The following is a 23,513-nucleotide window of genomic DNA, read 5'->3' as shown; positions in this document are numbered from 1 at the left end:
AATCACCTATCGGTAATAGCACATTAAACCGGATTCACAAAATTGCGGCTGATTCCTAATTTCTTTGCACGCTTCGATCACCTTAGACTGATTCTTGGTTAACTCCATCTTAGCTATCACAGCCTTTACCATTTGCACGCTAGCAATTTTCCGGTATGCAGCCCCTTCCCTGCCGACAATTTTCAGGGAATCCACACCCGCTTCCTTTAATTTAGGAAGAGCACACAAGCCGCATGGTCCCAACGGTAAGCCATCATTGGCGACCTTGCCGCCACAATCATTAACAAACCACACATATTCCCGATAATCATTGATTTGCGCATCTAATTTATCTTTTTCTAGGTCTTTTATTTGTTTGTTTCCATTCGCAGAAAAATATTGATAATCCCATTGTATCTGCGAACAAAAAGCACTTACCCTGTTATGGGTCGTCATACAAAAGCTTTCTTCATAGACACAGCCATCATTTAATAAAAAAACTTCGATTTCAATCTCACCCGCTGCTTTTTTTAAGGCAGTTATTTCATCAAGCTGCACAGAACGCGGCAATACAATCCGGTCCACACCTATTTCTTTATAGAGCTCAATACTTCCTTCGTTCATCGAAGCTGCTAGACTGCTGACATGAATTTTGGCATCAGGAATTTGTTCCTTAACAGCCGTCATTAGTCCGATATCACTGATAATGAAAGCATCAACGCCAATTTCCCTTGAACAATATTTCACCAAGTCAAGCAAGAGCGGGTATTGATCATCGATATAATAAGGGGCATTTAATGTCACAAATACAGGTATGCCGTATGAATGAGAAGCTTCCACCGCTTTTTTTAACTCTTGAAAAGAAGGAAAGCCCGCATACGGATTGCGGCGGTTTAGCCAAACACCTGGTGAATATCGATCAATCCATTCTGTCGGTGTGATTCCGCAGTAGAATTCATTCGCCCCGTTTTCTGCCAGCATTTCAACCTCACTGTAAGCACCCAATGGAGCCAAAATATTCATGTTTCTCTCCCCTTTCTTTTAAACAGGTATTCGCAAACTATAAACAACCCTGCTATTCTTCATTTCATTAATTTGCTGCAATCCCTTTTGAATCATCTCTTTTTTATACGTATAAAACGCTGTATTCCCTTTTTGATAAATTCCGGTATCCATTTCAGGAATCATTCTGTTTTTCAACTCAAAGACATATTTTTGGCATTGCTGTGTACAGTTAGGGTCCCCGCGGAACTTATCTTTTTTTTCAGAATCCATAAAGCCAACCATACAGGCGCTGCCGCTGGCAACCGTCCCAAATGGATAATGGAAGGTAGTTGTATACGAGTTTTCTACTTCATCAGGCCACTCATACCCTTGAATTAGTTCATCAAATTCTATGGAAGCAAGATTGCCCTTACTTAAAAACTTACTAAAATTTTGGGACAATAATCCAGATTGTTTAAAAAATTGTTTGCCTTTTTCCGGTGCTCTTTCGTCATTATAAAAATTTGCAACCCGAGGATCGCGTATGTTTTTATTTAATAGGCGGCCAACCGCTATCTTCAAATGCGGATGTTTTTTTTGTGTAATATGGAAAATGCCCCAGTCATTCACCACAACCTCAATCGTTTTACCGGTTTCTTCAGCTGTTTTATTTAAAAAGAAAAGAATTTCTACTAATTTTTCGTATTTAGCACCATGGACATAAGGGGTGGCAAACGTAAATTCAAAACCATTTGTCCAACAATAATCAAGTGCTCTTTTAACGACTGATAATGGCATTAAACGATACTGGCAAAATTCCGAACCAAAATATATTCTTGTTGGTTTCTTATATTTAGAAAAAACCTTTTCCCATTCCTCAAAAAATAATTGCTGCATTTCTTGTTCTACTTGATTTAATTGGGGTAAACTATTCCAGGGCTCTTTAATATTGATAATTTCATTTATAGATTGTACTGCAATTGCAAACTCCGTCACCTAAACACCTCGTTTCTATTTAATTGCTTAATTCTAATCTTTATGTGTAATAGATAAAAAATCAGCAGGGGAGCCTCCTCCCCTACCATTTACTTCTGGATTCTTACAACTCGTAAATCAAAACCATCTGTCGGTAATTCTATTATTTTTTCAATATTCAATTCCCGATCTGCCACCACAAAATGATTTCCTGCAGCTGCAAGGTATAATTTTTTCTCATCAGTACTTGTATTTATCCCATAGATACTTCCCGTCGGGGGTTTGGATTTTTTTAACACCTTTCCTGTTTTTAAATCTACTTTGTACCAGTCGTTCAATATGACATAGCCTGTTGTTTCGGCTTTATCAATCACTGCTGAGAACATGCCGACAGGTTCCTGGTCAAATTCAACACTTTTCACTTTTCCAGTATTCATGTTCATCCACATTATGCCTTCAGTCACTCTGCCATCAGGATAAGACTTTATAATTGGAAAAGAGTTAAACCCATTTTCATGTCCACGCGGGAATAACAATAGGAATCCGCCAACGCCTTCTTTTTCAGGGTTTTTAGAATTTTTGATTCCCTTCTTTAAAGAAATCTTCCAATTTTTCAAATCAAGTGTGTAGAGGTCATAGCCCCAGACAAAGATGGTATTTGGATCATTTTCTTTAAATTGGAGAACATGGACCCCATATGGCGCCTCAATATCTCTTGTTACTTCCTTCGTTTTTAGATCAATTTCCAATATTTTTGTGGGCAGCGACTTGAAAATATTTTTTTGTTTTTCACCCTGTGTCACAAAAGCATAAGCCTTTGAACCATCTGGTGAAATCGCGGCACCCCAAATACGTCTGTCAAGCAGTCCTTTATCGGTTCTTCCTGTTAAGGTAATGGAGTCAATTACCTTGTTTTCGACCGTATCAATCACATACAATGTCTTGCGATCATTCGCATTAACAACCGCCATCTTTCCATCCTTTGTAAAACTCATATCCCTTACCGGACCATCGACTTTTATACTTGCCACAACTTTCGGGACAGCAGGATCAATAACAGTAACCTCTCCATAACCGGAGACGAAGACCCGCTCCGTATAGGCTTGTTTCTGCTCAGCATGTGCCGGAAAAATGATTAATATAACCAAGGCAAGCGAAAGTAATAGGATGGGGAATTTTTTGTATCTCATCAACTTGTTGAGCACCTCACTTTGTCACCGGCTATTGCCTCTAAAAAGCCTGGGTTTTGCTCCGCTATACGGACATATGCCTTTAACCCAATCGTAATCCAGTCATGCATCCAATTGCAGTAATGAGCATTAGGCTTGCGGAAATCACCTTGTCTTTCCATCGCCTCGTAATAACAGCCGCCCGAACAAATGTGTTTTAACGAACATGTTTTACAAGATACTTTGTTATCCACATGAAGTTCTTCAAGCATTTGCTTTTGCTTTTTACGATTGACCCCTTTATAAATATCACCCATTTTAAAACGGTCATCTTCATTAAAGCGATGACACAAGTAAAGGTTGCCTTCTGGGCTAACAGCAAAAAATCCTAAACCTGCTCCACAGCCGTAAGCTTTATTTTCACCATTATGAAGTTCCCTTAATAGATTGGTTAAATTTGAGAATCCTAGGTATTCGTTTTGGATGGCATGTTTAACATACACATCCGAAATCTCTTCAAATTGATCCAGCAGCTTTTGTAGATCAACGTCATTCAGCGCTAGACTCATGTTAGATTCTGTAACCGGTGCAAAGCCAACTTCATAAAAACCTTTCGATAATAAATGTTTCAACGAAGCTTCGATCTCTTCAAATCCTTTCGCAACCGTAACACGTGTTCCCACTGGTGCTGTGCGTTCACTTTCAATCAAACGGGATACATTCTTGTTTACCGTTTGATAGGAACCTTGACCGCCCGCAAATGGTCTATTTCTGTCATGATACTCTTCTGAACCGTCCATACTTACGGAAACCCCAACTGAATATTTATTTAGAAACTCAACTTTTTTCTGGGATAATAATGTGCCATTTGTAGTAAGTGAATACGTTACCTTTTTACCTCTCTTTTCAGCCTCCTCTGAACTGTACTCAACAATAAATCTCAGTACATCCCAGTTCAAAAATGGTTCCCCGCCAAACAAGACGATTGTCACTGATTTTTCGTTGTAGCTATGTTCCAGCAAATAATCAACCGCTTGCTTTGCCGTTTGCTGTGACATGTACTTTTGAGGGGCACCATATTCACCCCCATCTGCATAACAGTACGTACAGCGAAGGTTACATTCATTTACCAAGTGGAAAACAAGCGTCTTTACCGGCATATTTTCCGTATTGAGCGGTGCACCCGGTGTTTGGGAAAAGCGGCCAACGTTTTCATTTCGATCAATTGTTAGGATTTCTAACTCTGAAAATTCCGTAACGATAGATTGATAGCTTTCTAACACTTGATCTTTCAACTTTTCATCATATAGTGTGTATGAGTCACCTTCTCTCTCGCCGTTCGTTTCAAAAAAATCGATAAAGTCCATCGCTTCCTTATCTATATGAATGATATTACCCGTCAATCCGTGATATAAATAGTGTTGATTATCGGTTTCAAAACGAAGATAATTAGAAAGTTGCATTGGTCTCCTCCATTCGTTTAATGAACGTTATTTACATAGTCAGGCACAGTGGAAATATGGTGCGATTCTGCTTCCAACGTTTTTCCATTAATAGTGACTTTTGCATGAACAGTGACAGCTCCGACATTTTCCTGCGTATACTCTCTTTTTTCGTTAATTCCCTCACCAAGAGGAGTAAATAAACCATTTTCATCAATGCTTCCGATAAATTTTACTTTTTCCGCATTCGCTTCGTCCGGATATCCGTTTAAAGTCCATTCTGCTTTGACAGGCATAAGCATTAGGTCATCTTCAGTACCTTTTTTACCGTCCTTACCATTGCTGTATGCATACGCTGTAAATTGCGTACTCACCTTCTGCATTGGCCCCCTGTCACCGACCCTGGCTACACCATATGGAGGGTCAATTTTGAGATAATCAATATTTTGATAGACCGTTAACTGATCATGCACAGCTTTATTCTCGACTTTGATTTCATATTGCCCTGGCAGTATTTCTCTATTTACTTCAATAGTAAGTACAGCTTTTTCATCTGACTCCGTCACAAAACTCTTTACGGTTACCCCATTAGGGAGGGATATAGCTTCTTTTTTTGCTTTGGTTAAATTCATGCCGTATATATGGATTTTAGCTGTTGAGCCAATTTTCAATGCTTTTTCTTCCATATATATAATTTCTGGTACATCTGTTTGGACTTTAAAATACGTCTCTTCAGCACTTATACCTAAATCCTTCGCTTGAGACCAATCCCCTTTGATAAGGGTGCCATTTTTTAAGATATTATACGTTCCACGTTGTTTGCTTCCTTGATCATCTGTGAATTGTGTGCGAAGCATAAATCCTCCATACATCTCCACCGGACCTGTCTGTGTCATTTTTTTACCGCTATCCAAAAATTGAATGGTTTTAGTCTCTTTAAATTTATTCCCCTCTTTCGAAAACTCACTTTCACCAATATAAAAACCTTTCGTGGCCTGGAATCCCACTACTTTCCATTTTCCAGACGGGTCGTAATCTTTCCCTTTCCAATTCTCCCATTCTTCTTGGTCATATTGATATTGTGCTGCCAAATATGCAATCGCTTCTTCTGCTTCTTTTGGCCAATCCATATGACGGTGGTTTAAATAAATGGACGGAAACATAACTAAATGGAAATCTTTAAGATTTTTCCATTCTTGTTCTGTTCTTCTTTGTGCTTCAAATCTTCCACCGGCATGACAAGAGATACAACTGTTATTGACAGCGTCGTTTTCCGTATTCGCTTCAGAATAAGAAGGCTTATTCGCCATCCAATACTGTACAGGCTCCGCTTCCTCTGGTGATAAGCCTTGGACTCGGCTTAAATCTTTAATGATTTGTTCACGCTGTTCATCGGTTAATTTCACCCCATGAATCCTTTCCATTCTCTGGACTGTACCGAGCCATCCTTCCGGAGTTTTTCTTACATCACTAATTCTTTCAAGCTTTCCTTCATTCACCGCATGACAACTCATACATGTTTGATCCACTTGCTCACTAATGACGTAATCCTTACCAGGAGGTTTCCTCTCGGTATTTTCAACTTCTTTAGTCGTGCAAGCTGTAAAGATAATTGCTATAATTAAAAGTAAAAAAAATAAGAGTAATTTGCTCTTTTTCACAATTTCACCACTCTCTTTATGGATTTACATATTTTAATTTTTTCCAGTCATTTGCAGCGACCGGGCATTCATCAGCCCAAGAGCCATAATTCGTTAATCCATCAGGAACTTGTGCTGCCCACCAGCAATCACCATAGCAGCCATAAATATCTCGGTAGTGTGGTTGACATAATCCATCATGGCCAGTTCCAGAGAAATCAGTTTCCCAACCAGGATCAAATAAACTTGTACACCCCATCGGCAAAAATGCTAACCCTTCTACTTCTGGTTCTTTTGATTGCTGTATGATGGACTCTAAATATTTTCCTTTTTTATTTAAGGATTTTGAATGTTTCACGCTTAGGTCCCCCTTTTCCGTTTCATTTATCAGAATTTTAACAATTTTTATTCAAATTCAAGTCAACAATCTGTAAAAAGCAGATAAAGTTTTCATCAAATTCAATTGATCTTGACATCATTAATTAAGGAGGTTTTACATAATGGAAGAAATTTTAATTATTGAGGATGATCCTGATATCCAGAATCTGCTGACGTTTTGCTTCGAACGTGAAGCTATGCCTTTTTCGATTGCTTCATATGGCGGTGAAGCATTGGAAATGGTAAAAAAACACACACCCTCCCTTATTCTTCTTGATGTTATGCTTCCTGATATGGATGGGTTTGAACTTTGCAAAATGATTCGTATGTATACCAATAATCCAATTTTGTTTCTAAGTTGTAAAAACACCGACAACGATAAAATACTTGGATTAAGCATCGGAGCCGATGATTATATAGAAAAGCCGTTTAATATTGAGGTCTTAATTGCCCGGATACGCGCCCATTTACGAAGAAACAGACTGCTAATGAAAAAAGAACAGATCAATCGTTACCTTGATTTCGGCAATCTTAGGATCAATATTCAAGCCAGAGAACTTTTCCGTAATAACGAAAAAATTCACTTAACCTCAAAAGAATTCGAGCTATTACTTTTTCTTATGAAACAACCGGACCAAGTATTTACCGCCGAACAGATGCTAGAAAAAATTTGGGGTTTTGATACATTAAGCGAAAAAAGAACAGTAGTCGTTCACATTTCGAGTTTACGGAAAAAGATTGAAGAGGATCCATTAAATCCGAGGCATATTATAACAGTAAGAGGGGTTGGTTATAAATTTGTCCTTGATTAGAATGATAAAAAAATCTCTATTTTTGAAAATTTTATTCGTTATGCTTTTATTATGCTTCATCTCTTTTGCTGTGTTTGGGATTTATAATGTGATAGAAGTAAAATCTATTTATCATCAGTTAACGGATGAACAAATAAAAAAAACAACTAAGGAAACACTTGACCAGAATCTTGCTTACCTTGAAATGGAAGCAACCTTGATCCAGCAGGATTTTGAAAAAGTAGAGAAGAATCTTTTGTTGCTGCAAAAACAGTCAGAATATGTATTTTCACAGGCACCAGGTCAGTTAAATAGTCTTCCTAAAATTAGTTTAGTCAATCATCCATTGGGTTTTTATTGGGAACCAGTAGACCGCCATAACGATAGGGCAAATATTTTTATTAGTGCTCATGCCAAAGCAAAAACAGGCCTCATTTATAAAGATTTGCAGAAAACAAAACAACTAGAACCCTTGCTTAAACAAACAATCGACAACGAGTCCACATTAAAGGCGGTTTTCTTTATTCTTTCAGAATCTGCATGGATTATTTATCCTGCAATGGACGCGCCATATGAAGTGGCAATCAATAAATTACCGCCAGATATCATTGTGCAAGAACATGAGTTTTATTACATGGCTGATAAATCCCATAATCCAGAAAAAACAGTGAAGTGGACAAAAAATTATAACGATGTCACTCAATGGGGCAGGGTAATTACTGCTCTTGTGCCGGTTTATTTGCCTGACGGTACATTCCGAGGAGTAATTGGCGCAGACGTTCCAATAAATAAAATAACAACCAGGATTGAAAGCCTTTCCCTTGATACTCAGAATGCCTACGCATTTATCGTGGACCAAGACGGAACCCTTGTCGCAGGGAATGAGGATCGATTTAACAGCCAATTTCAATCTACATTTCCTTTAAAATTACCACATCACGAAAAAACATCAAATGGCACCCAACGAATATGGACCGATGATGCTGGTGAACAGTATTATATTCTTTCAGCAGAAATTCCAAATACGAAATGGACATTACATTTCAGCATACCTAAAAATGATATGATTCAGCCAATTATACTTCAAACTGATCAACAACTTTCCAATAAGTTAAATCAATTTATTCATCGTTTAGTTCTTTTTCTTCTTTGTACAAGTGGACTGTTAATTATTTTGTCATACGCTTTTTCTAGAAGAATTATTCGGCCCGTTAAACAATTAACAAAAGCCATTCAACAAAACGCAAGTGGAATGCATGGAAGTCAAATTCAGGTTCATTCATATGATGAAATTGGACAGCTTACGTTGACTTTCAATGAAATGAGCTCGACCATTCATCAATTAGTAAAACAATTAAAATTACGTGCTGACATGCTAGAGGAAAAAGTTTCCGAACGTACAAAGGAATTAGCTCACATTAATGAACAATTATTACATACACTTGAACGGTTAAAACACTCTGAACAAGCCCGAACAGAACTTATTTTGCATGTTTCACATGATCTGAAGACACCATTAACGAAAATAAAAGGCTTCTTGCAGGTTATCAAAGAATATGATTTATCAGAAATAAAACAGAAGGAATATGTTGAACTTGTGTTATTACAAACAAATCACATTATTGGTCTAATCAATGATTTATTTGAGTTGTCTTCGTTGCATGTTGACGATTTACATTTTGAAAAGGAATGGTATCCAATTGATTTTCTTGTTGATCATGCGATTGAGATGGAGTGTAAAGTACATTCAGATCATTCTATTAATATAACAAAAACTTACGAAGAAGAGCTTCCATTACTATTTATTGATCCAAAGAAAATGAATCGCGCATTCACTAACATTCTTTCTAATGCCGTTAAATACGCTAAGCCAAATGGAGACGTTTCTATTCAATGTAGTATCTTTATGAAAAATGATCACTGTTACCTTATATTCCAGGATAATGGGATTGGAATATCCAATGAGAATGTTAGCCAGATTTTTGACCCTTTTTATCGTGATGAACGGATAAAGCATGAAATCATTGGCAGCGGGATGGGCATGAGTATCGTCCAAAAGATTATTACGGGTCATGGTGGGACCATTGATGTGAAGAGTAAAATAAATGAAGGAACCATTGTTACGATTTCTTTACCTATTAAGAATCCTAGCCCCACAAAAATATATTGAAACGCTTGGCGGTCCCAAGCGTTTTTTCACTTATATTTATCATCTACTAATTTGAAACGCTCGCACACTATCATCATATCTTCTGAAAATTCAAGTCCTACTTTACCTAATTCTTCTGTAAAGAATTTTTCATGAGCTTCTTTCCAATATTGATAGGTTCTATCTCCTTCCCCTTCCGCAATAGCAAATTCCTCAGGAACCTCATTCATGGGCATAATTTGAACATCTATTGTTTTAATAATGGCTAAAGGTTCGTCTTGACTATTTAATACGATGCTAAAATCCTCAATCGAAGGTAGTGGCTCATTTTCAATTTCATAAAAAACAAGACCAGAACAAGTGGCTGTTTTCACGCCATCTATTACCAATTGTGCCAAATAGTCTGGATTATCCCCAAATTGCCACGCACTAACTGATTTTGGTTTTTCTTGTTCTTGGGACTTCCAAAATTCGTCCCAATATATTTGTGCTGCTTTGTTCATTTTTTCCTCTCTCCAATCGGATCTATTTCCTAAAGACGTGAACTATAGAACTATTGTGATATATAGGAGCAGGCCATTTATTCATATTATTATATTTCTTTACACCCCCATGTTAATTGATCTTCTCCAACCCGCTCTTCTCCTGTTTCCTCTCCAGCAATACCCTGGCAAAATACTGTGTAAACTCGGAGTCCGCCGAGTATGATAAACAAAGAAACTGCTTAGCCCTTGTCATCCCAATATAAAGAAGGGACACTTCCCTCTCCTTATCTTCCTCCAGCGGAAACGGCATTGAGTCTACATTTACAATAAAAACAGCTTGGAAGTCTAGTCCTTTGCTGCTATCTATGGTACTAATTTTGATCTTGCCATCTTCCTTTTTAAACGACCGCTTCGAAACATCATTTTCTGTGATCCAGAAATATGGAAGCTCTAAGTCCTTCAATGATCGCTGGATGATATCCACGATCGGGAATTTATGTGTTCTTTTTACCCGATACAGGATTAGCATTTCATCTAAAGGAACCTTCCTCTCCTCATGCAGCTTCTTCATTTGTCTCGCCACCAGCCGCATTTCTTCAAAGAAATTCGCCGCTTTTATGATTCCAGGCTCAGGACCTTTACGCTTGGTACTTTGCGGAGCAATGATATCGCCTTCCAAATCACGGCTGACCACCTTATTTTTAAACACGGAATGTTTACGGAAAAAATCCCAGGCAAACTTGACAATCTGATGTGTATTCCGATAATTAATTGTCAGTACCTTCGACCTTCCCTGAAAGCTTAAACCGGTATCCTGTAAATAGGAACGCTTCCGTTTATAAATAGTTTGAGCGCGGTCCTCAACCAATAATAGCGATTGAGTATTAGCGTTAATTAATAAACTAACTAATCGCAGCCAATCTGCTCCAAAGTCCTGTCCCTCATCAATCAATACCGCATCATAGGTTGGAAGAATCGTCTCGCCCTTTTCAATTTTTTCAATAATTTCCGGTAGCTGATATTCCTTTATTTTCAAATCATTCTTCAGCCAGGAGTGGAAGTTCCGGACAATGATGTTTTGATTTTGAACTTCTTTCTCTGCTGCATCAAAATCGAACAAGTCCTCCGGTTCATTTAACATATGGACAATCATTTGCTGGATCGCATTGGCCAAAGAAATGTTATAGCACAAGATTAGTATTTTCCAATCAGGGCTTTGTTTCGATAACATCTTGGCTCGGCTGGCAAGAATAATTGTCTTCCCGCTCCCCGCTACACCGCGGATTAACCGGTTCTTGTCACCAATTTGCTTTGCTAAATTCTCCTGATGCAGATCCATCGTCTTAATGTCATGTAAAGACAAAAGCAGTTGATCCTGATAAGGCACCGGGGGTTTGAATTCTGCACTAATCCGGACCTCAGGAAACAAATGATAACGGATTGCATTAATATCTTCAGCCGATAGGGGCTCCCTTAATCGAAATGGAACCACAAACATATTCAAAATCTTTTCCATTAGGACCTCTTCGGAAAACTCCTCTTTATCCGGATCAATTTCATCCCTAGTGAAACATAAGTGGGGTTCAATCACGCTATAGAGACCTTCCTGAATAAAGTCCTTAGAATACAATCTCGTAAAAACAACACCGTGGCCAAATGGGAACTTAAGCTGAAACTTATATTTCCCGTCTAATTGAACGAGGCTTTTATCCTTTTTCAATACATCCACGACATGAAACATATTGTCCCTTGCCTGCTTCATCGGGCTTTTGATCACCGCTTGATCGCCAGTTGTGGTGACGATATGCCATTGATCATGATTTATTTGAAACAGGGTATTTTTTGTATAATCCTTCACTTCCAATACAACAATACCTAAATCAGGTCCAATAATCACAAAATCAGGACGCTTTCCTTGAATATCCGGTTCAAAATATACAATATAATCATCTGGCAGAAATGTTTTTAAGGTTCGAAAAAATAACCGCTCACCAGCAGTCGCCGTTGATCGAATATTTTCTGGTACTGTGATAGCCATAACAACCGCTCCAAAAAATTGATTTTTCTCCATTATACAACAAATAAGGAAAAAGACCTTATAATTTCCACACCGTTCTACCTATTTTTTTACATTAATCTACCAAACAGAACAAAATGCACCAAAAAGATATTGTGTTTTCTAGATAATTATTTTAATAATAGAATTGAGGGAATTTTACTACTTTTTATAAAACTAAATAGCGAATTTGAAGAAAGTGATGTGAATAAAATGTTAAAGGGTATTCTTGAAAAATTATTCAAACCCACTCCGCAGTCCGTCCCGCCAAAGGCGGAACAAATAAGCCCTGCCGAAATTGAAGCGTTAATTGAAGCCAAACTGAAAGAGCATGCAGCGGCAATACATCCTGCAACAGATGCGGATCAAATCGAAAAACAACTGGCAAATCAAGAAGATTTTAAATTAACGGCAAAGCAAATGGAATACGCCCTGGCTTTAATAGATAAGATAAGCTCGGAATTCGAACTCGCAATTGCTCCCGCGGAATTGACCTTAAAAGACTTAAACCGCTTAATCGGCTATCAGAAATATAAAAATAAAGGAATACTAGTGAATCTTGTTAAAAAAGGCATTTTAAAGAGAAAATTGATAGGAGTGAAATGATTGCTGACAAAAAAAGAATTATCCGAAATAAAAGCACTTCAAGAGATTTGCGAAAAAGATGCCGGATTTCAATTAAAGCTTAATTTCGATATGCTGGAAAACCGGACAGCAAATTACCAGGAAGACTTCTTCCATTATGAAGACGGCAAGCTCGTTGGATTCCTTGGCAGCTATGGGTTTGGCAATAAAGTTGAGCTTTGCGGTATGGTGCACCCAGAGAACCGCCGTAAAGGGATCTTTTCAAAGCTGCTTGAAAAAGGATTAGAAGAAGCGAAAAAACGGGATGTCAGGACCATTTTGTTGAATGCGCCAGCCGCATCCCAATCTGCTAAGGAGTTTTCGAAAAATACCTCCTGTACGTTTCAGTTTGCTGAATATCAAATGAAATGGCATGAAACGGAATTAACTGAAGATGAGGCCATTACAATCAGACCTACTGCCACAAAGGAGGATGATGAAGCGGAGATCCTGCTTGACATCGCATGCTTTGGATTTACTGAAAAAGAAGCTCGGGATTTTGCGGCAATGGTTAGGGAGAACAGCTATGATCAAAGGCTAATTATTGAAGCAAATCGGAACATCGCCGGTAAAATGCGTGTTTCCGAAATGAATGGAGAAGCATGGATTTTCGGTTTTGCCGTTTTTCCGGAACTCCAAGGAAAAGGAATTGGCAGAAGAGCTTTATCAAAAGTGGTTAAAATGGAACATCAAAAAGGGCTGCCGATTTTCTTAGAAGTCGAAGCCAAAAATGCCCATGCTCTAAGACTTTATGAATCTTGTGGATTTAGGAGTTATCACGCGCAGGATTATTATCAATATTTAGATTAACGCTGGATTTTAGCTAGTTCGTCGATATGACACGTAAAAACCTACCTGCTTCAAATTTCTGAAGTAGGTAGGTTATTAAGGTTTATAAGATCAGTTGGACTAACATTATTTCAAGTAGGTTCTTATTCGAGTTCAGGTGCTTTTCGATGCTTCGTTCCTTCTTGATATGCGTAAGCCAGCTTAATTAAAGTGGGCTCGTCAAATTCTTTTCCTAATAGTTCGAGCCCTACCGGGAGCCCGTCGTCACTGAAGCCCGCAGGAACCGACATCGATGGGAATCCAGAATATGGACTTAAACGATTGGCATTGCCGGCACCCTGGCTTTTACCCACCAGTGCAGGTAATGCGCTGGAGGTTGGGTAGAGCAGCGCATCAAGGTCTTGTTCATTAAACACCGCCATTAAGCTTTCCTTTGTCAATTTTGGACGATTCGTAATTATTTCTTGGTATGGCTCATTATTTTCGAGTGATTCTATTTCATTTCGGGATTTTAATCCACTTTCTAAGCTAGGATGGAATTTCCCGCTTTCGATTATATCTGTTAGCGTTCTTACAGGTGCATCCGGCCCTAGTCTTGTCAAATATTCATTTAACTGAAACTTAAATTCATATCCGCTTAAGCTTGGATAAGAAAGAATTTGATTAAGATTCGGAACCGTTACCTCGAACACTTCCGCTCCAAGCGCTTTCATATCTGCAATTGCTCGATCCATTACATTATTGACTTGAGGATCATTCCCAAACAAGGCACGAATAACACCAATCCTCGCGTTCTTTAATCCGTTTTTCTTAAGATAATGAGTATAGGTTTTCGGCACATTTCCGATACTCGCTTCAGTAGCTGGATCTTCCGAGTCATTGCCGGCAATGGCATCGAGCACCACAGCAACATCTTCAACCGTACGTCCCATTGGCCCGCCAACATCTTGTGATAGAGCAAGCGGTATAATTCCAGCACGGCTGGCCAGTCCCATAGTCGGGCGAAGTCCAACAAGGCTATTAAAGGAAGAAGGAATTCGAATCGATCCTCCAGTGTCTGTTCCTAAACCGATAGTGGCAAAGTTGGAAGCAACCGCTGCTGCCGTACCCCCGCTTGAACCACCAGGGTATTTGGTTACATCATATGGATTATAGGTTTGGCCGCCAAGGGAACTAATCGTTTGGAATCCGAAAGCAAATTCGTGCAGGTTTGCCTTCCCTAAAATAATGGCACCTTCCTCTCTCAATCTCTTCGTTTGATACGCATCCTTTAATGGAATCGAACCTTCAAGAGACAGTGAACCTGCAGTAGTAGGCATATCATATGTATCATAGTTGTCTTTTAAAATAATCGGAATTCCATGCAAGGAGCTTCGGACATTTCCTGCTTTGCGCTCTTTATCCAGCTGTCTTGCCTCTTCTAAAGCATTCTCGTTTACTGTAATGATAGAGTTAAGTCTATCATCATACTCCTCAATTCGGTCTAGATAGAATTGAACCAATTCCTCAGAGGTTAAGCCTCCTCTTTGCATTGCATGCTGCAATTCAAATATCGTAGATTCCTCAATTTCAACTGATAAAACTCTTTCTGCGACAGGACTCACTGATTTAGAAACAGCGCCTGCTGGAGCTGCATACAGGCCTGAAACCAGTACTAATACAGTTAAGAAAACGAAAAATTTGTTATACACTCTTTTCATTTGAACCCCCCCTATTTTCGGAATAATTAGAATATACTAACCTACAGACAAATTGTAAATAAGAGGAAGGTCATGAAATACTATTTTTTATAGGAAGTAATCACCAAACAAAAGGAACCATTTCATTTTATTATTGGGACAAACAGTCAAACCCAGGTTTAACTTTTTAAGAATAATTGCTTATAAGGTTTTATTCTGAAAGATACAGGGAATGTATTAGACAAGCACATTTAACCCATTGGTTAACATTAAAAAGGAGTGATATTCATGGATAATCAGTTAGATCAGGAGAAGATAGAAAACCAGATTAACAAACACGGAGATGCCTTAACAAGTTTTGATGATTTCAGGGAATATCTTAGTGGAAAAGTTAATTTAGGAAGAAAACTAGGAATGGATGAAGAACAGTTAGCCAACTCAGCTCAGAAAGTAGCAGCTTACCTTGCGGAGAAGGAACCACCAAAAAATTCTGAAGAGCGTTTATTGCAGGAACTTTGGAAAGTAGGGACTGAGGAAGAGCAGCATAAACTGGCCCACATGCTTGTCCGCTTAGTGCAACAATCTTAGATTTAGGAAAAACTTTTTTCTAAAAAATAAAGCTCCTACTTTAGGGGCTTTATTTTTTTATTAAACTTATTATACGGATATTTTCACAGATTAGAATAACCCGTTAGGATTCTTATCCTAACGGGTAAAGTAAATATTACAATGAGCTTCGTCCTTATCATACTTTGAGCTGGAACTCTTCTTTCGATGAAAAATACCCCCTACTCTTTTACAATAAGTCCCTCGGAACTCATTTCTGAAAGAATGCTTTCAACTTCATCGATAGAATGTCCCGCTACTAGTCCGATTGCTTTTTCTACTAGTTTTCCTTGCTGAAACTGATTGGAATTTAATAGACTTAATGGGATTATTTGTTGATTGGACACATATTTTTTTAACACTCGAATTAGACCATTAAAGTCATTCGTCCATTCAAAGTTACAGAGGCGAACAACATCTTTTCCTAATTTATTCTGAATATCTTCCATCAATAGTAGCCCACAAGTTGATGCGTTAAAACGAACATTTAAATCAATAAAATAAAATTGATCACCCTTTATGAGGACATCGAAACCAGCAAAACCAACATAACCTTTCTTTGCTATATTTTCCATCACCTTATAACCCACCGACACAATTTCAGCAAATTTATCTTCAATATCTGTTGAAATCCAGCTTCCTCGAAAATTCCCTTCATTACTGACGATTTGTTCGGACATGCCTAGAAAATGAATTTCACCATACTGATCTGCAACATAATGAACAGATATATTTTGATCATACTCTATGAATTCCTCGATAATGAGTTGAGATAAGTCACCAAAGGTATCATCTACTTTTTGAAGCTGCTTTTTGTCATTCACAAGCAATACGCCGAATCCACCTGATGTTGCTCGGCCGTCCCCTGTTTTTAAAACAAATGGAAGCTCCGGTTTTTCATTTAGAATTTGCTCAAGGCTTATCGTTCTCCTTTTAGGAAAATGACCCTCCGGAACAAGTTTAGGAATATTTCTTTTATCACACAAATAGGCGTGGAGTTCAGGTTCAATCCAAGAAATCTCTTTTGAGATATCCTTCGAAGGATGTGGATACTGAAAGATTAATTTCTTATTTTGCTTTTTAAGATTATCTAGCAGCCTTTTATATTCGTCATCATTGGAGTAAATATATCGTATTGGCGGAACATTTACTCCCCCTGCTTCTAACAGGGATATGGTCTCTGGTGCAGCTGTTGCCGCATGGCATATAATCGGTGTTTCTCCCATCACACAAAATTCTCTTCCAGTAAGCACTTCTAATGATACAAGGTCTTGAGAAAAATGTGAATAATCTGTGTCATATAGTTTAGGATTATAAATAATCCCCTTACCATATATATCTTCGAGGGAAAATGAAGGACGAAGTTGGACCATGGATTTGTCCCATACTGAAAAGTTTCGTGCTAAAGCTTCTTCCATAAAAAATACCTCCTGTGTTAAAATATTTGATTTTTAAAAATAAAATGTTCAAGACAATTAATTACTACATTACAAAGGATAAAGCTTTGGTATTTCTTATATAGACGTTTTTTGCCAATTCGAAACCTAGATTAGTAGCTTAAAGCTTTTCCGTGTCAGGTAATATGACTCTATGAAACTTAGGTTATATAAGACTTTCTATTTTCAGGAACATAGTATGTACGGTTTTTTGCTTCCATATCCGCAATGGCATCCTGGTACTAATGGAACAGTTCCAATCATATTCTTATAAAAACGATTAGAAGGAGTGGAAAGTGAATTGATTAAAGTTAAGGTTAGATTACGGCCGGTTGTTAGTAAGATCAATTTACCCACTGTTTTGAAAACAACTATACCTCCGGGTGACTCAATGGAAAGATTATTTATTGCAACTCAAGTAGGAGAGATCTTTTACATAGGAAACTCAAGTGTAAGGACCTTTTTAGATATTCGCTCGCGGATCATTAAACTAGGGTCTTCTGAGCCAGGCGTTTCTGGTCGTGGTTATGACGAGCGTGGATTGCTAGGGATGGCATTTCATCCCCAATTTAATTATAACAGTTTGTTTTATCTACATTATTCAGTAGCCGGAACACAAGGGCCAGGCGCTCTTTCTGAACATTTTAAACCTGACCCGTGTGATCCCGGAACCTTAAACCTTAGGTGGATCAATAGAGAAACTCAATATGATCATATTGATACAGTTGAAGAATGGATTTTACAATCGAATGGGCAGCCACAAAAACGACGGACATTACTCAACTTAAGAAGACCTTTTTTCAATCATAATGGTGTCAATACCCTAAATTTTTCACCCGAAACCGGAAAACTTGTCTTAACAACCGGAGATGGTGGAGCAGGCTATGATCCATTTAATTTAAGTCAGGACAATATGGAAATAGCAGGTAAAATAATTGAAATTGACGTAGATAAGAATACATTTTTCGATAATCCACCCGTAGTCACACGTTTTAATGAACTTCCCGTCCCGATTCAGGAAACGCTTACGGTAATTGCCAAAGGGGTTCGCAATATACCAGGCATTCAATTTCAAAGGGTTTATAACCAATTTATTAAATTTGTTGGAAATGTTGGACAGGATTTGGCAGAGTCGATATTTTCATTTGTTCATTACAAACCCATACCGATTACTCAGCTTATTCAAGCTTCTTTAAGAAACACTGAACCTGAGCTAGAAGGATTAATAAACTTTGGCTGGCGGGGGTGGGAAGGTGCTTTCCCTACTTCGACTATAAGAGGCTGCACGCAAAATCCGACTTTGGTGGAGAAAACAATTGCTTATTACAATGAAGCAGTAAAAACTTCAGTAAGTCGTCTTCAGCCTCTAACTAGTTATTTTCATAAAGATCCCCGTCCGGATAAATTTGGCGGCACTGCCCTTACAGGCGTGCAAGCCTATATGGGGAATGGAATCCCCGATTTAACGGGAGGCGTGGTGTTTACCGACCTTGCCCGCGATGGTGAATCCCCGGCCAAAGGGGTTTTAGCTTATACCAGGGTTAGAACAGATGGTAAACTAAGTGATTTTAGTGTTATTGAAACCGATTATAATTTTGGGTCACAATCAGCTTATTATGTTAGTTTGGGAACGAATCTTAATCAAACCAGATTATTTTTGGGAGTTTACGGTTCTATGAAAGTGACTGATTTTAATCAAGGGTCTGTATTTGAAATCGTTTTATGATTCAAATTATATACTTGCCTTCATCCCAGAAAAAACACTTTCTGGGATTTAATCTGTTATAATGTTGTCGCGGTTTTGACAATAAGCCAAATACCGCACCTATTAAAAAAGCAAGACCCGATTTGGGCCCTGCTCGTTATTTAACTATTACTTTCCCAACCATTCCTTTGTTTAAATGGTATCGACATATCAATTCATATGTACCGGGCATATTCGGTTTTACGGTAATGGTTGTTTCTTTTCCCGACTGGACTTCAGCGTCAATTCCGAGCTTTTCCACCGTAAAGGTGTGCTCTTTCTTACCTTTGTTTTTCAATATCAAAGTTGTCGTTTTTCCATTAGGAATAGTGATGACATTCGGGTTAAAATAATCATCGTTTAACTCGACTTCATTCGCTTTCACCGTCTCTATAGGCTGTTTTACGGCTTCGGATTCGGCAAATACGGCGACCCAGCCTGGAGCTGATACAACCACAAGCATCGCAAGCAAAACGAATAATCCTGTTAACCACTTTTTCACAGACATTTGCAATCCCTCCTTTCATAAGTTCTATTTTCTTCATTTCATAAATTATTATCACTAGAATTTGGATTCCACGGCTTATCAAATGGAATTCTTTTTATTTGCTACACTTTGCAATGATATCTTTGTATTTATCCGATTTTCTTTTAAACAGTGCAACTGCATATGAACAAACCGGGACGATTTTTTTACCTTCTTCTTTCATCTCGGCTGCTAAGCGATCCACCAATTGCTCAGCAACTCCTTGTCCTCTTAAACTTGCATCGACAAAGGTATGCGTTAAACTAACTTTATCTTCTCCGTTTGGTTCATAAGTGACTTCAGCCAGCAGCTTTCCAGATTCATCATTTTTGTAAAAACGATATCCTTCTTTTTCAAATTCCACTTTTCACTCTTCTTTCTTTCAAGTCCTTATTAATGCGATGACTAAGTTTATTAACGGTTACGTTCCAGTTTACTCTTACCAACATGATTATTTTGGGAATCATCAGTTCCGTTTTTGCTTTTGCTATCAGGTGCAAAAACTTGATTGTCCTTTGTTACCTTGGCTCCCTCTAAAAAATTTTCCTTTGTTTTCATTTTTTCGGACCTCCTGAATAATCATCATTTATGATTTATCATTTTTAGACTCCCCTAAAGCTAAAGGATTATTTAGTAAAAAAAATCAGAAATCCTTTTGGATTCTGCATTATTTTTTACTAGCACATGATTTCTTTATGCTAATCTGGTTTCGTTTTAAACTTCTACCATTACTTAGTGTCTGATGAAATAAAAAGAAGCGTATCAACCGAACGATACGCTTCTCAGGAGGTATCCCTATTTACAGGAGGTGAAACACTGGTGCAGGCTATGGTGTGAGAGATCTCTGTCTCTCAATAATAAAATATGCATAGAGAATAAAGATGATTGGACAAGCGTTGATTTTCAAAAAAATTATTTTGATAAAACATAATACAAAAAAAGAGAAGTTGATCATATGCAGCCAACTTCTCTTTTTAATCCATGCTAACAGCATTCGCTTTCATTGCCTACTAATACAATGGCATTAGCCTCTTGATTGAAATCGAGAGTAAGGTCTTCCGTAAATGGCTCAATTTCTGGTTCAATTGAAACTGATATTTCATTAATAGTCAATACTTTATCCTTTTCATCTGGCCCTTCCAGAGCCAGTCCTACACTTGGTCCGCCTCAGCCATAGCCAGCAAAATAAACACGGATGTTATTTGTGTCGTTTTCTTGAAACACTTGCTTCAAGACATCACGAGCTTGATCTGTGATATACATTTGTCCACACCTTTCGAAAAATATACTTCATTATATCATTTGATTTTAACATTGAAGTATTTTCCTGTTCACCTGTTTTTCTTAGCAGTCTTTAACAGATTACAGTCTTACCGTACAATACACCGTTAATTATATTTTTACGACATAATGTAATTCAACAAATTGATTAAAGGTTCTTGTACCTTTGAGAGTAAGATCTAAATGATAATCACCTTCCTTAAATAAAGGAATACCATCACCTATGATTGTTGGTGCAATCGTTAAATACAGTTCATCCACTAGTTTCTCTTTTAAAAATGTATGTAATAAATCTCCGCCGCCAACCATCCATATATTTTTCCCTTGTTCTTTCTTTAATTTCGAAGTGAATTTGACAATATCTTCGTTGATGAATGTTACATATTCTTTATTTTCTAATGGTTTTCTAGTAAAAACATAGCATTGTTGATCTTTATAAGGAAAGTCATCTTTTACCTCTTCCATTAACCAATCATAAGTTCTTTTCCCCATGAAGACGGTATCAATCGTTGCTAAAAATTCTGAATATCCATTATCTCCTTCTCCTTCAACATTAAATAACCAATCTAAAGAGTCATCTTTTGTGGCGATATAGCCATCCAAGCTTTGAGCAATAAATAATACTACCTTTCTTTGACTCATTGAATTCCGCTCCTAATAACAATTTTTATATTTTTTTACCAATAATGAAATACCAATTTTGATCCATTTGCATAGCGAAAAACATTCACTGAAATTTGGCAGCCAAAGGGCCGCGTTGTTTAATCTCTTGAATTGATAGATTTAAACTATAATTCCCATAGTCAAGAAGTTTATTAAGAAAATAATTCAATTGTTCCTGGGTTTCCACTATAATTTTTAAATGGTAGCAGCCTTTCCCCGCTATTCGATGAGCTTCCACTACCTCCTTTTTCTCATGAATAAAGCGAATAAACGGATCATGATTAGCTGTTTTCAAAAAAACAACGACAAAACCGGTATAGGTAAGTCCTAATTTCATTTCATCGATTATTAGAGTATAGGCTCTAATGATGCCGCTATCCTCCAGTTTCTTGATACGATTCCCGACTGCCTGCCCGGTCATATGAATTTGTTCCCCTAAGTCTTTCCATTGAATACGCGAATTCCCCGTTAAAATGCGGAGAATTTGAAGATCAATCTTATCAAGCTCCATACACAAATTCCTTTCACCATGAAATGGTTTGATCTAAAAACGTTTCATCAAAGTATCGATGATCAACCAAAGATTATTTATAATTTTATTATATTTTATTATTGATGAGGTGAAAAAAATGAGCACAGCTTTAATCTTAATTGATATTCAAAATGACTATTTTCCTAATGGGAAGATGGAATTGAGCAATCCTATAACAGCGGCAGAAAATGCTGGGAAACTACTTGAATGGTTTAGACAGAAACAAGGTCATATTTTTCATGTTCAGCATATCTCGCTTCAAGAAGGAGCAGGCTTTTTCCTTCCAAACACGGAGGGAGTAAAAATAAATGAATCTGTTTTACCATTGGAACATGAAAATATTATTATCAAACATAGACCTAACAGTTTTTTCAAAACGGAATTAGAAAGCAAATTAAGAGAAAATGGCATAACCAAGCTCGTGATCTGCGGTATGATGACACATATGTGCATTGATGCCACTGTAAGAGCTGCAAAAGATCTTGGTTTTGAGTGTACCCTAATTGAGGATGCATGTGCGACAAGAGACTTATCTTATCAAGAAAAGAAAGTGCCGGCTGACCACGTTCACTATGCCTTTATTAGTGCGCTTAACGGGATCTATGCCAATGTTGTTTCGACTGAAGATTTCCTGCAGCAAACAGGCTTCTAAAAACATCTAATAGGAAAAAAGGGGAACCTGGCTTATTCCAAGGGTCCCCTCAAGACAATTCCCCCCCATTTTAGGTTACAAATCGCCAATATCTTCAATCGATAACCCAATCAAAATGAACTATAAGAATAAGTGGGATTGCAAATAAAAACCTCAAATTTTTTTAATCCTCCCTTATGATTCAAACTTTATAATTGAAGTATCCTGCACCTTCACAAAAAGATAAGCTGCCTCAATAATAACTTTGATCCAAACTCTTGTCACCGGTAGTTGAAGAGGAAGTTGAATTAAAACTGTTCTTTCATTTTTTCGATAACTGTTTTATAAAAATTGATTTGGTGTGGTACAAATTTCTCCCTTCCTACATTCTCATCAATTAAAAATTTCTTTCCATCTTTCTTTATTTCAAATCCTTTAATGTTAATTGTTTCTCTTTTACCAAACCAGAGTTCAACAAAATGGTTAAATTCAACTTTTACAATACCTGCGACTTCTTCTTCTTGAAGAATAAAGTCATCAAAGGATTTATTACTTTTATACAAAAAAACGTTTGCTAATTCCCTATCTTTAAAATCTCCTCTTATTAAGCAGTAATCAATTATTCCCAACGGTATTAATTCCTGAAATGTAATATCTATCCCAATCTCTTCCTTAATTTCTCTTACACCTTCAGGAACTGTTTCATTTGAAAGTAAATGCCCAGCGGCCGTAATATCCAAAAGGTTTGGATAGTCTTTTTTTGTATTACTACGGAGTTGTAGATAAAGATAATGAGTTCCACTTTCTTTGCTAATAAACCAGCAGTGAAATGTCTCATGCCAATATCCAAGTCTATGTACCTCTTCACGAGTAGCAACGCCTATTTGATTTCTGTTCTTATCAAAAATTTTTAATTGTTCACCTTCCATAAAACACATCTCCCGTAAACTATTA

The 23,513-nt window shown here is 37.5% G+C and carries 23 protein-coding genes; 7 read left to right on the top strand and 16 right to left on the bottom strand.

The features are described 5' to 3' along the window. Positions 1-6: 6 nt before the first annotated feature. The 6 genes from A6749_RS23685 to qhpC all read right to left on the bottom strand — a co-directional run bounded on the left by A6749_RS23685 (position 7) and on the right by qhpC (position 6,547). Positions 7-1,002, bottom strand: a complete 996-nt coding sequence (locus A6749_RS23685; protein WP_066397840.1) for a peptidase U32 family protein — start codon at positions 1,000-1,002, stop codon at positions 7-9. Between the two features lie 18 nt (positions 1,003-1,020). Next, the gene (locus tag A6749_RS23680; protein ID WP_066397839.1) at positions 1,021-1,959 is read right to left on the bottom strand and encodes a hypothetical protein; all 939 of its coding nucleotides are present in this window, start codon (positions 1,957-1,959) and stop codon (positions 1,021-1,023) included. Positions 1,960-2,048: 89 nt separating this feature from the next. Then, a complete protein-coding gene (locus tag A6749_RS23675; RefSeq protein ID WP_127486669.1) occupies positions 2,049-3,131 on the bottom strand; it encodes a YncE family protein in 1,083 nt (360 codons plus the stop codon). Further along, a complete protein-coding gene (locus A6749_RS23670) occupies positions 3,128-4,570 on the bottom strand; it encodes a radical SAM/SPASM domain-containing protein (RefSeq protein ID WP_066397834.1) in 1,443 nt (480 codons plus the stop codon). Before A6749_RS23670 ends, A6749_RS23675 begins: the two co-directional genes overlap by 4 nt. Before the next feature lie 17 nt (positions 4,571-4,587). Further along, on the bottom strand, positions 4,588-6,210 hold the full coding sequence (gene peaA, locus A6749_RS23665; protein ID WP_066397832.1) for a quinohemoprotein amine dehydrogenase subunit alpha: 1,623 nt from the start codon (positions 6,208-6,210) through the stop codon (positions 4,588-4,590). Positions 6,211-6,226: 16 nt separating this feature from the next. After that, complete coding sequence (gene qhpC / locus A6749_RS23660) at positions 6,227-6,547, bottom strand: quinohemoprotein amine dehydrogenase subunit gamma (protein ID WP_066397831.1); 321 nt, start codon at positions 6,545-6,547, stop codon at positions 6,227-6,229. 142 nt (positions 6,548-6,689) lie between these two features. Between qhpC and A6749_RS23655 the strand changes: the two genes are divergently transcribed. Next, complete coding sequence (locus tag A6749_RS23655) at positions 6,690-7,379, top strand: response regulator transcription factor (RefSeq protein WP_066397829.1); 690 nt, start codon at positions 6,690-6,692, stop codon at positions 7,377-7,379. Between the two features lie 88 nt (positions 7,380-7,467). Continuing rightward, entirely contained in the window at positions 7,468-9,528 is a 2,061-nt protein-coding gene (locus A6749_RS23650; RefSeq protein ID WP_161487163.1) for an ATP-binding protein, read from the top strand. A 26-nt stretch (positions 9,529-9,554) separates the two neighbouring features. Here A6749_RS23650 and A6749_RS23645 read toward each other — a convergent pair whose 3' ends face one another. Next, positions 9,555-10,010 carry an ASCH domain-containing protein gene (locus A6749_RS23645; protein WP_066397822.1) on the bottom strand — a complete coding sequence of 152 codons (456 nt, stop codon included), beginning with the start codon at positions 10,008-10,010 and terminating at the stop codon, positions 9,555-9,557. Positions 10,011-10,122: 112 nt separating this feature from the next. After that, on the bottom strand, positions 10,123-12,030 hold the full coding sequence (locus tag A6749_RS23640) for a 3'-5' exonuclease (protein WP_066397818.1): 1,908 nt from the start codon (positions 12,028-12,030) through the stop codon (positions 10,123-10,125). Between the two features lie 231 nt (positions 12,031-12,261). On the opposite strand from A6749_RS23640, the gene A6749_RS23635 reads away from it, so the two are divergent. Further along, positions 12,262-12,654 (top strand): ABC transporter ATP-binding protein, encoded by a 393-nt coding sequence (locus A6749_RS23635; protein WP_236719815.1) that lies wholly within the window; start codon positions 12,262-12,264, stop codon positions 12,652-12,654. Continuing rightward, on the top strand, positions 12,655-13,482 hold the full coding sequence (locus tag A6749_RS23630; protein ID WP_066397816.1) for a GNAT family N-acetyltransferase: 828 nt from the start codon (positions 12,655-12,657) through the stop codon (positions 13,480-13,482). A 122-nt stretch (positions 13,483-13,604) separates the two neighbouring features. Here the strand turns inward: A6749_RS23630 and A6749_RS23625 are convergent, their stop codons facing one another. Beyond that, positions 13,605-15,161: an amidase family protein gene (locus A6749_RS23625; RefSeq protein WP_066397813.1), complete on the bottom strand. Its 1,557-nt coding sequence runs from the start codon at positions 15,159-15,161 to the stop codon at positions 13,605-13,607. A 267-nt stretch (positions 15,162-15,428) separates the two neighbouring features. Between A6749_RS23625 and A6749_RS23620 the strand changes: the two genes are divergently transcribed. Beyond that, positions 15,429-15,728, top strand: a complete 300-nt coding sequence (locus A6749_RS23620; protein ID WP_066397811.1) for a DUF3243 domain-containing protein — start codon at positions 15,429-15,431, stop codon at positions 15,726-15,728. A 200-nt stretch (positions 15,729-15,928) separates the two neighbouring features. On the opposite strand, the gene A6749_RS23615 is transcribed toward A6749_RS23620, so the two are convergent. Continuing rightward, the gene (locus A6749_RS23615) at positions 15,929-17,164 is read right to left on the bottom strand and encodes an ATP-grasp domain-containing protein (protein ID WP_066397808.1); all 1,236 of its coding nucleotides are present in this window, start codon (positions 17,162-17,164) and stop codon (positions 15,929-15,931) included. A gap of 319 nt (positions 17,165-17,483) precedes the next feature. Between A6749_RS23615 and A6749_RS23610 the strand changes: the two genes are divergently transcribed. Beyond that, entirely contained in the window at positions 17,484-18,908 is a 1,425-nt protein-coding gene (locus A6749_RS23610) for a PQQ-dependent sugar dehydrogenase (protein WP_066397805.1), read from the top strand. Positions 18,909-19,044: 136 nt separating this feature from the next. Here the strand turns inward: A6749_RS23610 and A6749_RS23605 are convergent, their stop codons facing one another. The 5 genes from A6749_RS23605 to A6749_RS23590 all read right to left on the bottom strand — a co-directional run bounded on the left by A6749_RS23605 (position 19,045) and on the right by A6749_RS23590 (position 21,907). Further along, positions 19,045-19,434, bottom strand: coding sequence for a cupredoxin domain-containing protein (locus A6749_RS23605; RefSeq protein ID WP_066397802.1), 390 nt, complete (start codon positions 19,432-19,434; stop codon positions 19,045-19,047). A gap of 94 nt (positions 19,435-19,528) precedes the next feature. Further along, positions 19,529-19,816 (bottom strand): GNAT family N-acetyltransferase, encoded by a 288-nt coding sequence (locus A6749_RS23600; protein ID WP_066397799.1) that lies wholly within the window; start codon positions 19,814-19,816, stop codon positions 19,529-19,531. Positions 19,817-19,866: 50 nt separating this feature from the next. Then, positions 19,867-20,010 carry a hypothetical protein gene (locus tag A6749_RS28685; protein ID WP_164745644.1) on the bottom strand — a complete coding sequence of 48 codons (144 nt, stop codon included), beginning with the start codon at positions 20,008-20,010 and terminating at the stop codon, positions 19,867-19,869. Between the two features lie 834 nt (positions 20,011-20,844). Continuing rightward, a complete protein-coding gene (locus A6749_RS23595; RefSeq protein WP_066397795.1) occupies positions 20,845-21,375 on the bottom strand; it encodes a dihydrofolate reductase family protein in 531 nt (176 codons plus the stop codon). Between the two features lie 85 nt (positions 21,376-21,460). Next, positions 21,461-21,907 carry an Lrp/AsnC family transcriptional regulator gene (locus A6749_RS23590; protein WP_066397793.1) on the bottom strand — a complete coding sequence of 149 codons (447 nt, stop codon included), beginning with the start codon at positions 21,905-21,907 and terminating at the stop codon, positions 21,461-21,463. 118 nt (positions 21,908-22,025) lie between these two features. On the opposite strand from A6749_RS23590, the gene A6749_RS23585 reads away from it, so the two are divergent. Continuing rightward, entirely contained in the window at positions 22,026-22,580 is a 555-nt protein-coding gene (locus tag A6749_RS23585; protein ID WP_066397789.1) for a cysteine hydrolase family protein, read from the top strand. A 287-nt stretch (positions 22,581-22,867) separates the two neighbouring features. On the opposite strand, the gene A6749_RS23580 is transcribed toward A6749_RS23585, so the two are convergent. Then, positions 22,868-23,488 carry an NUDIX hydrolase gene (locus A6749_RS23580; protein WP_066397786.1) on the bottom strand — a complete coding sequence of 207 codons (621 nt, stop codon included), beginning with the start codon at positions 23,486-23,488 and terminating at the stop codon, positions 22,868-22,870. Positions 23,489-23,513: the final 25 nt, after the last annotated feature.

The sequence above is a fragment of the Neobacillus mesonae genome (genome assembly GCF_001636315.1).
GTDB classification, from domain to species: Bacteria; Bacillota; Bacilli; order Bacillales; family Cytobacillaceae; genus Neobacillus; species Neobacillus mesonae.
The sequence above is the reverse complement of the archived record's forward strand: the minus strand, read 5'-3'. Positions and strand labels throughout refer to the sequence as shown.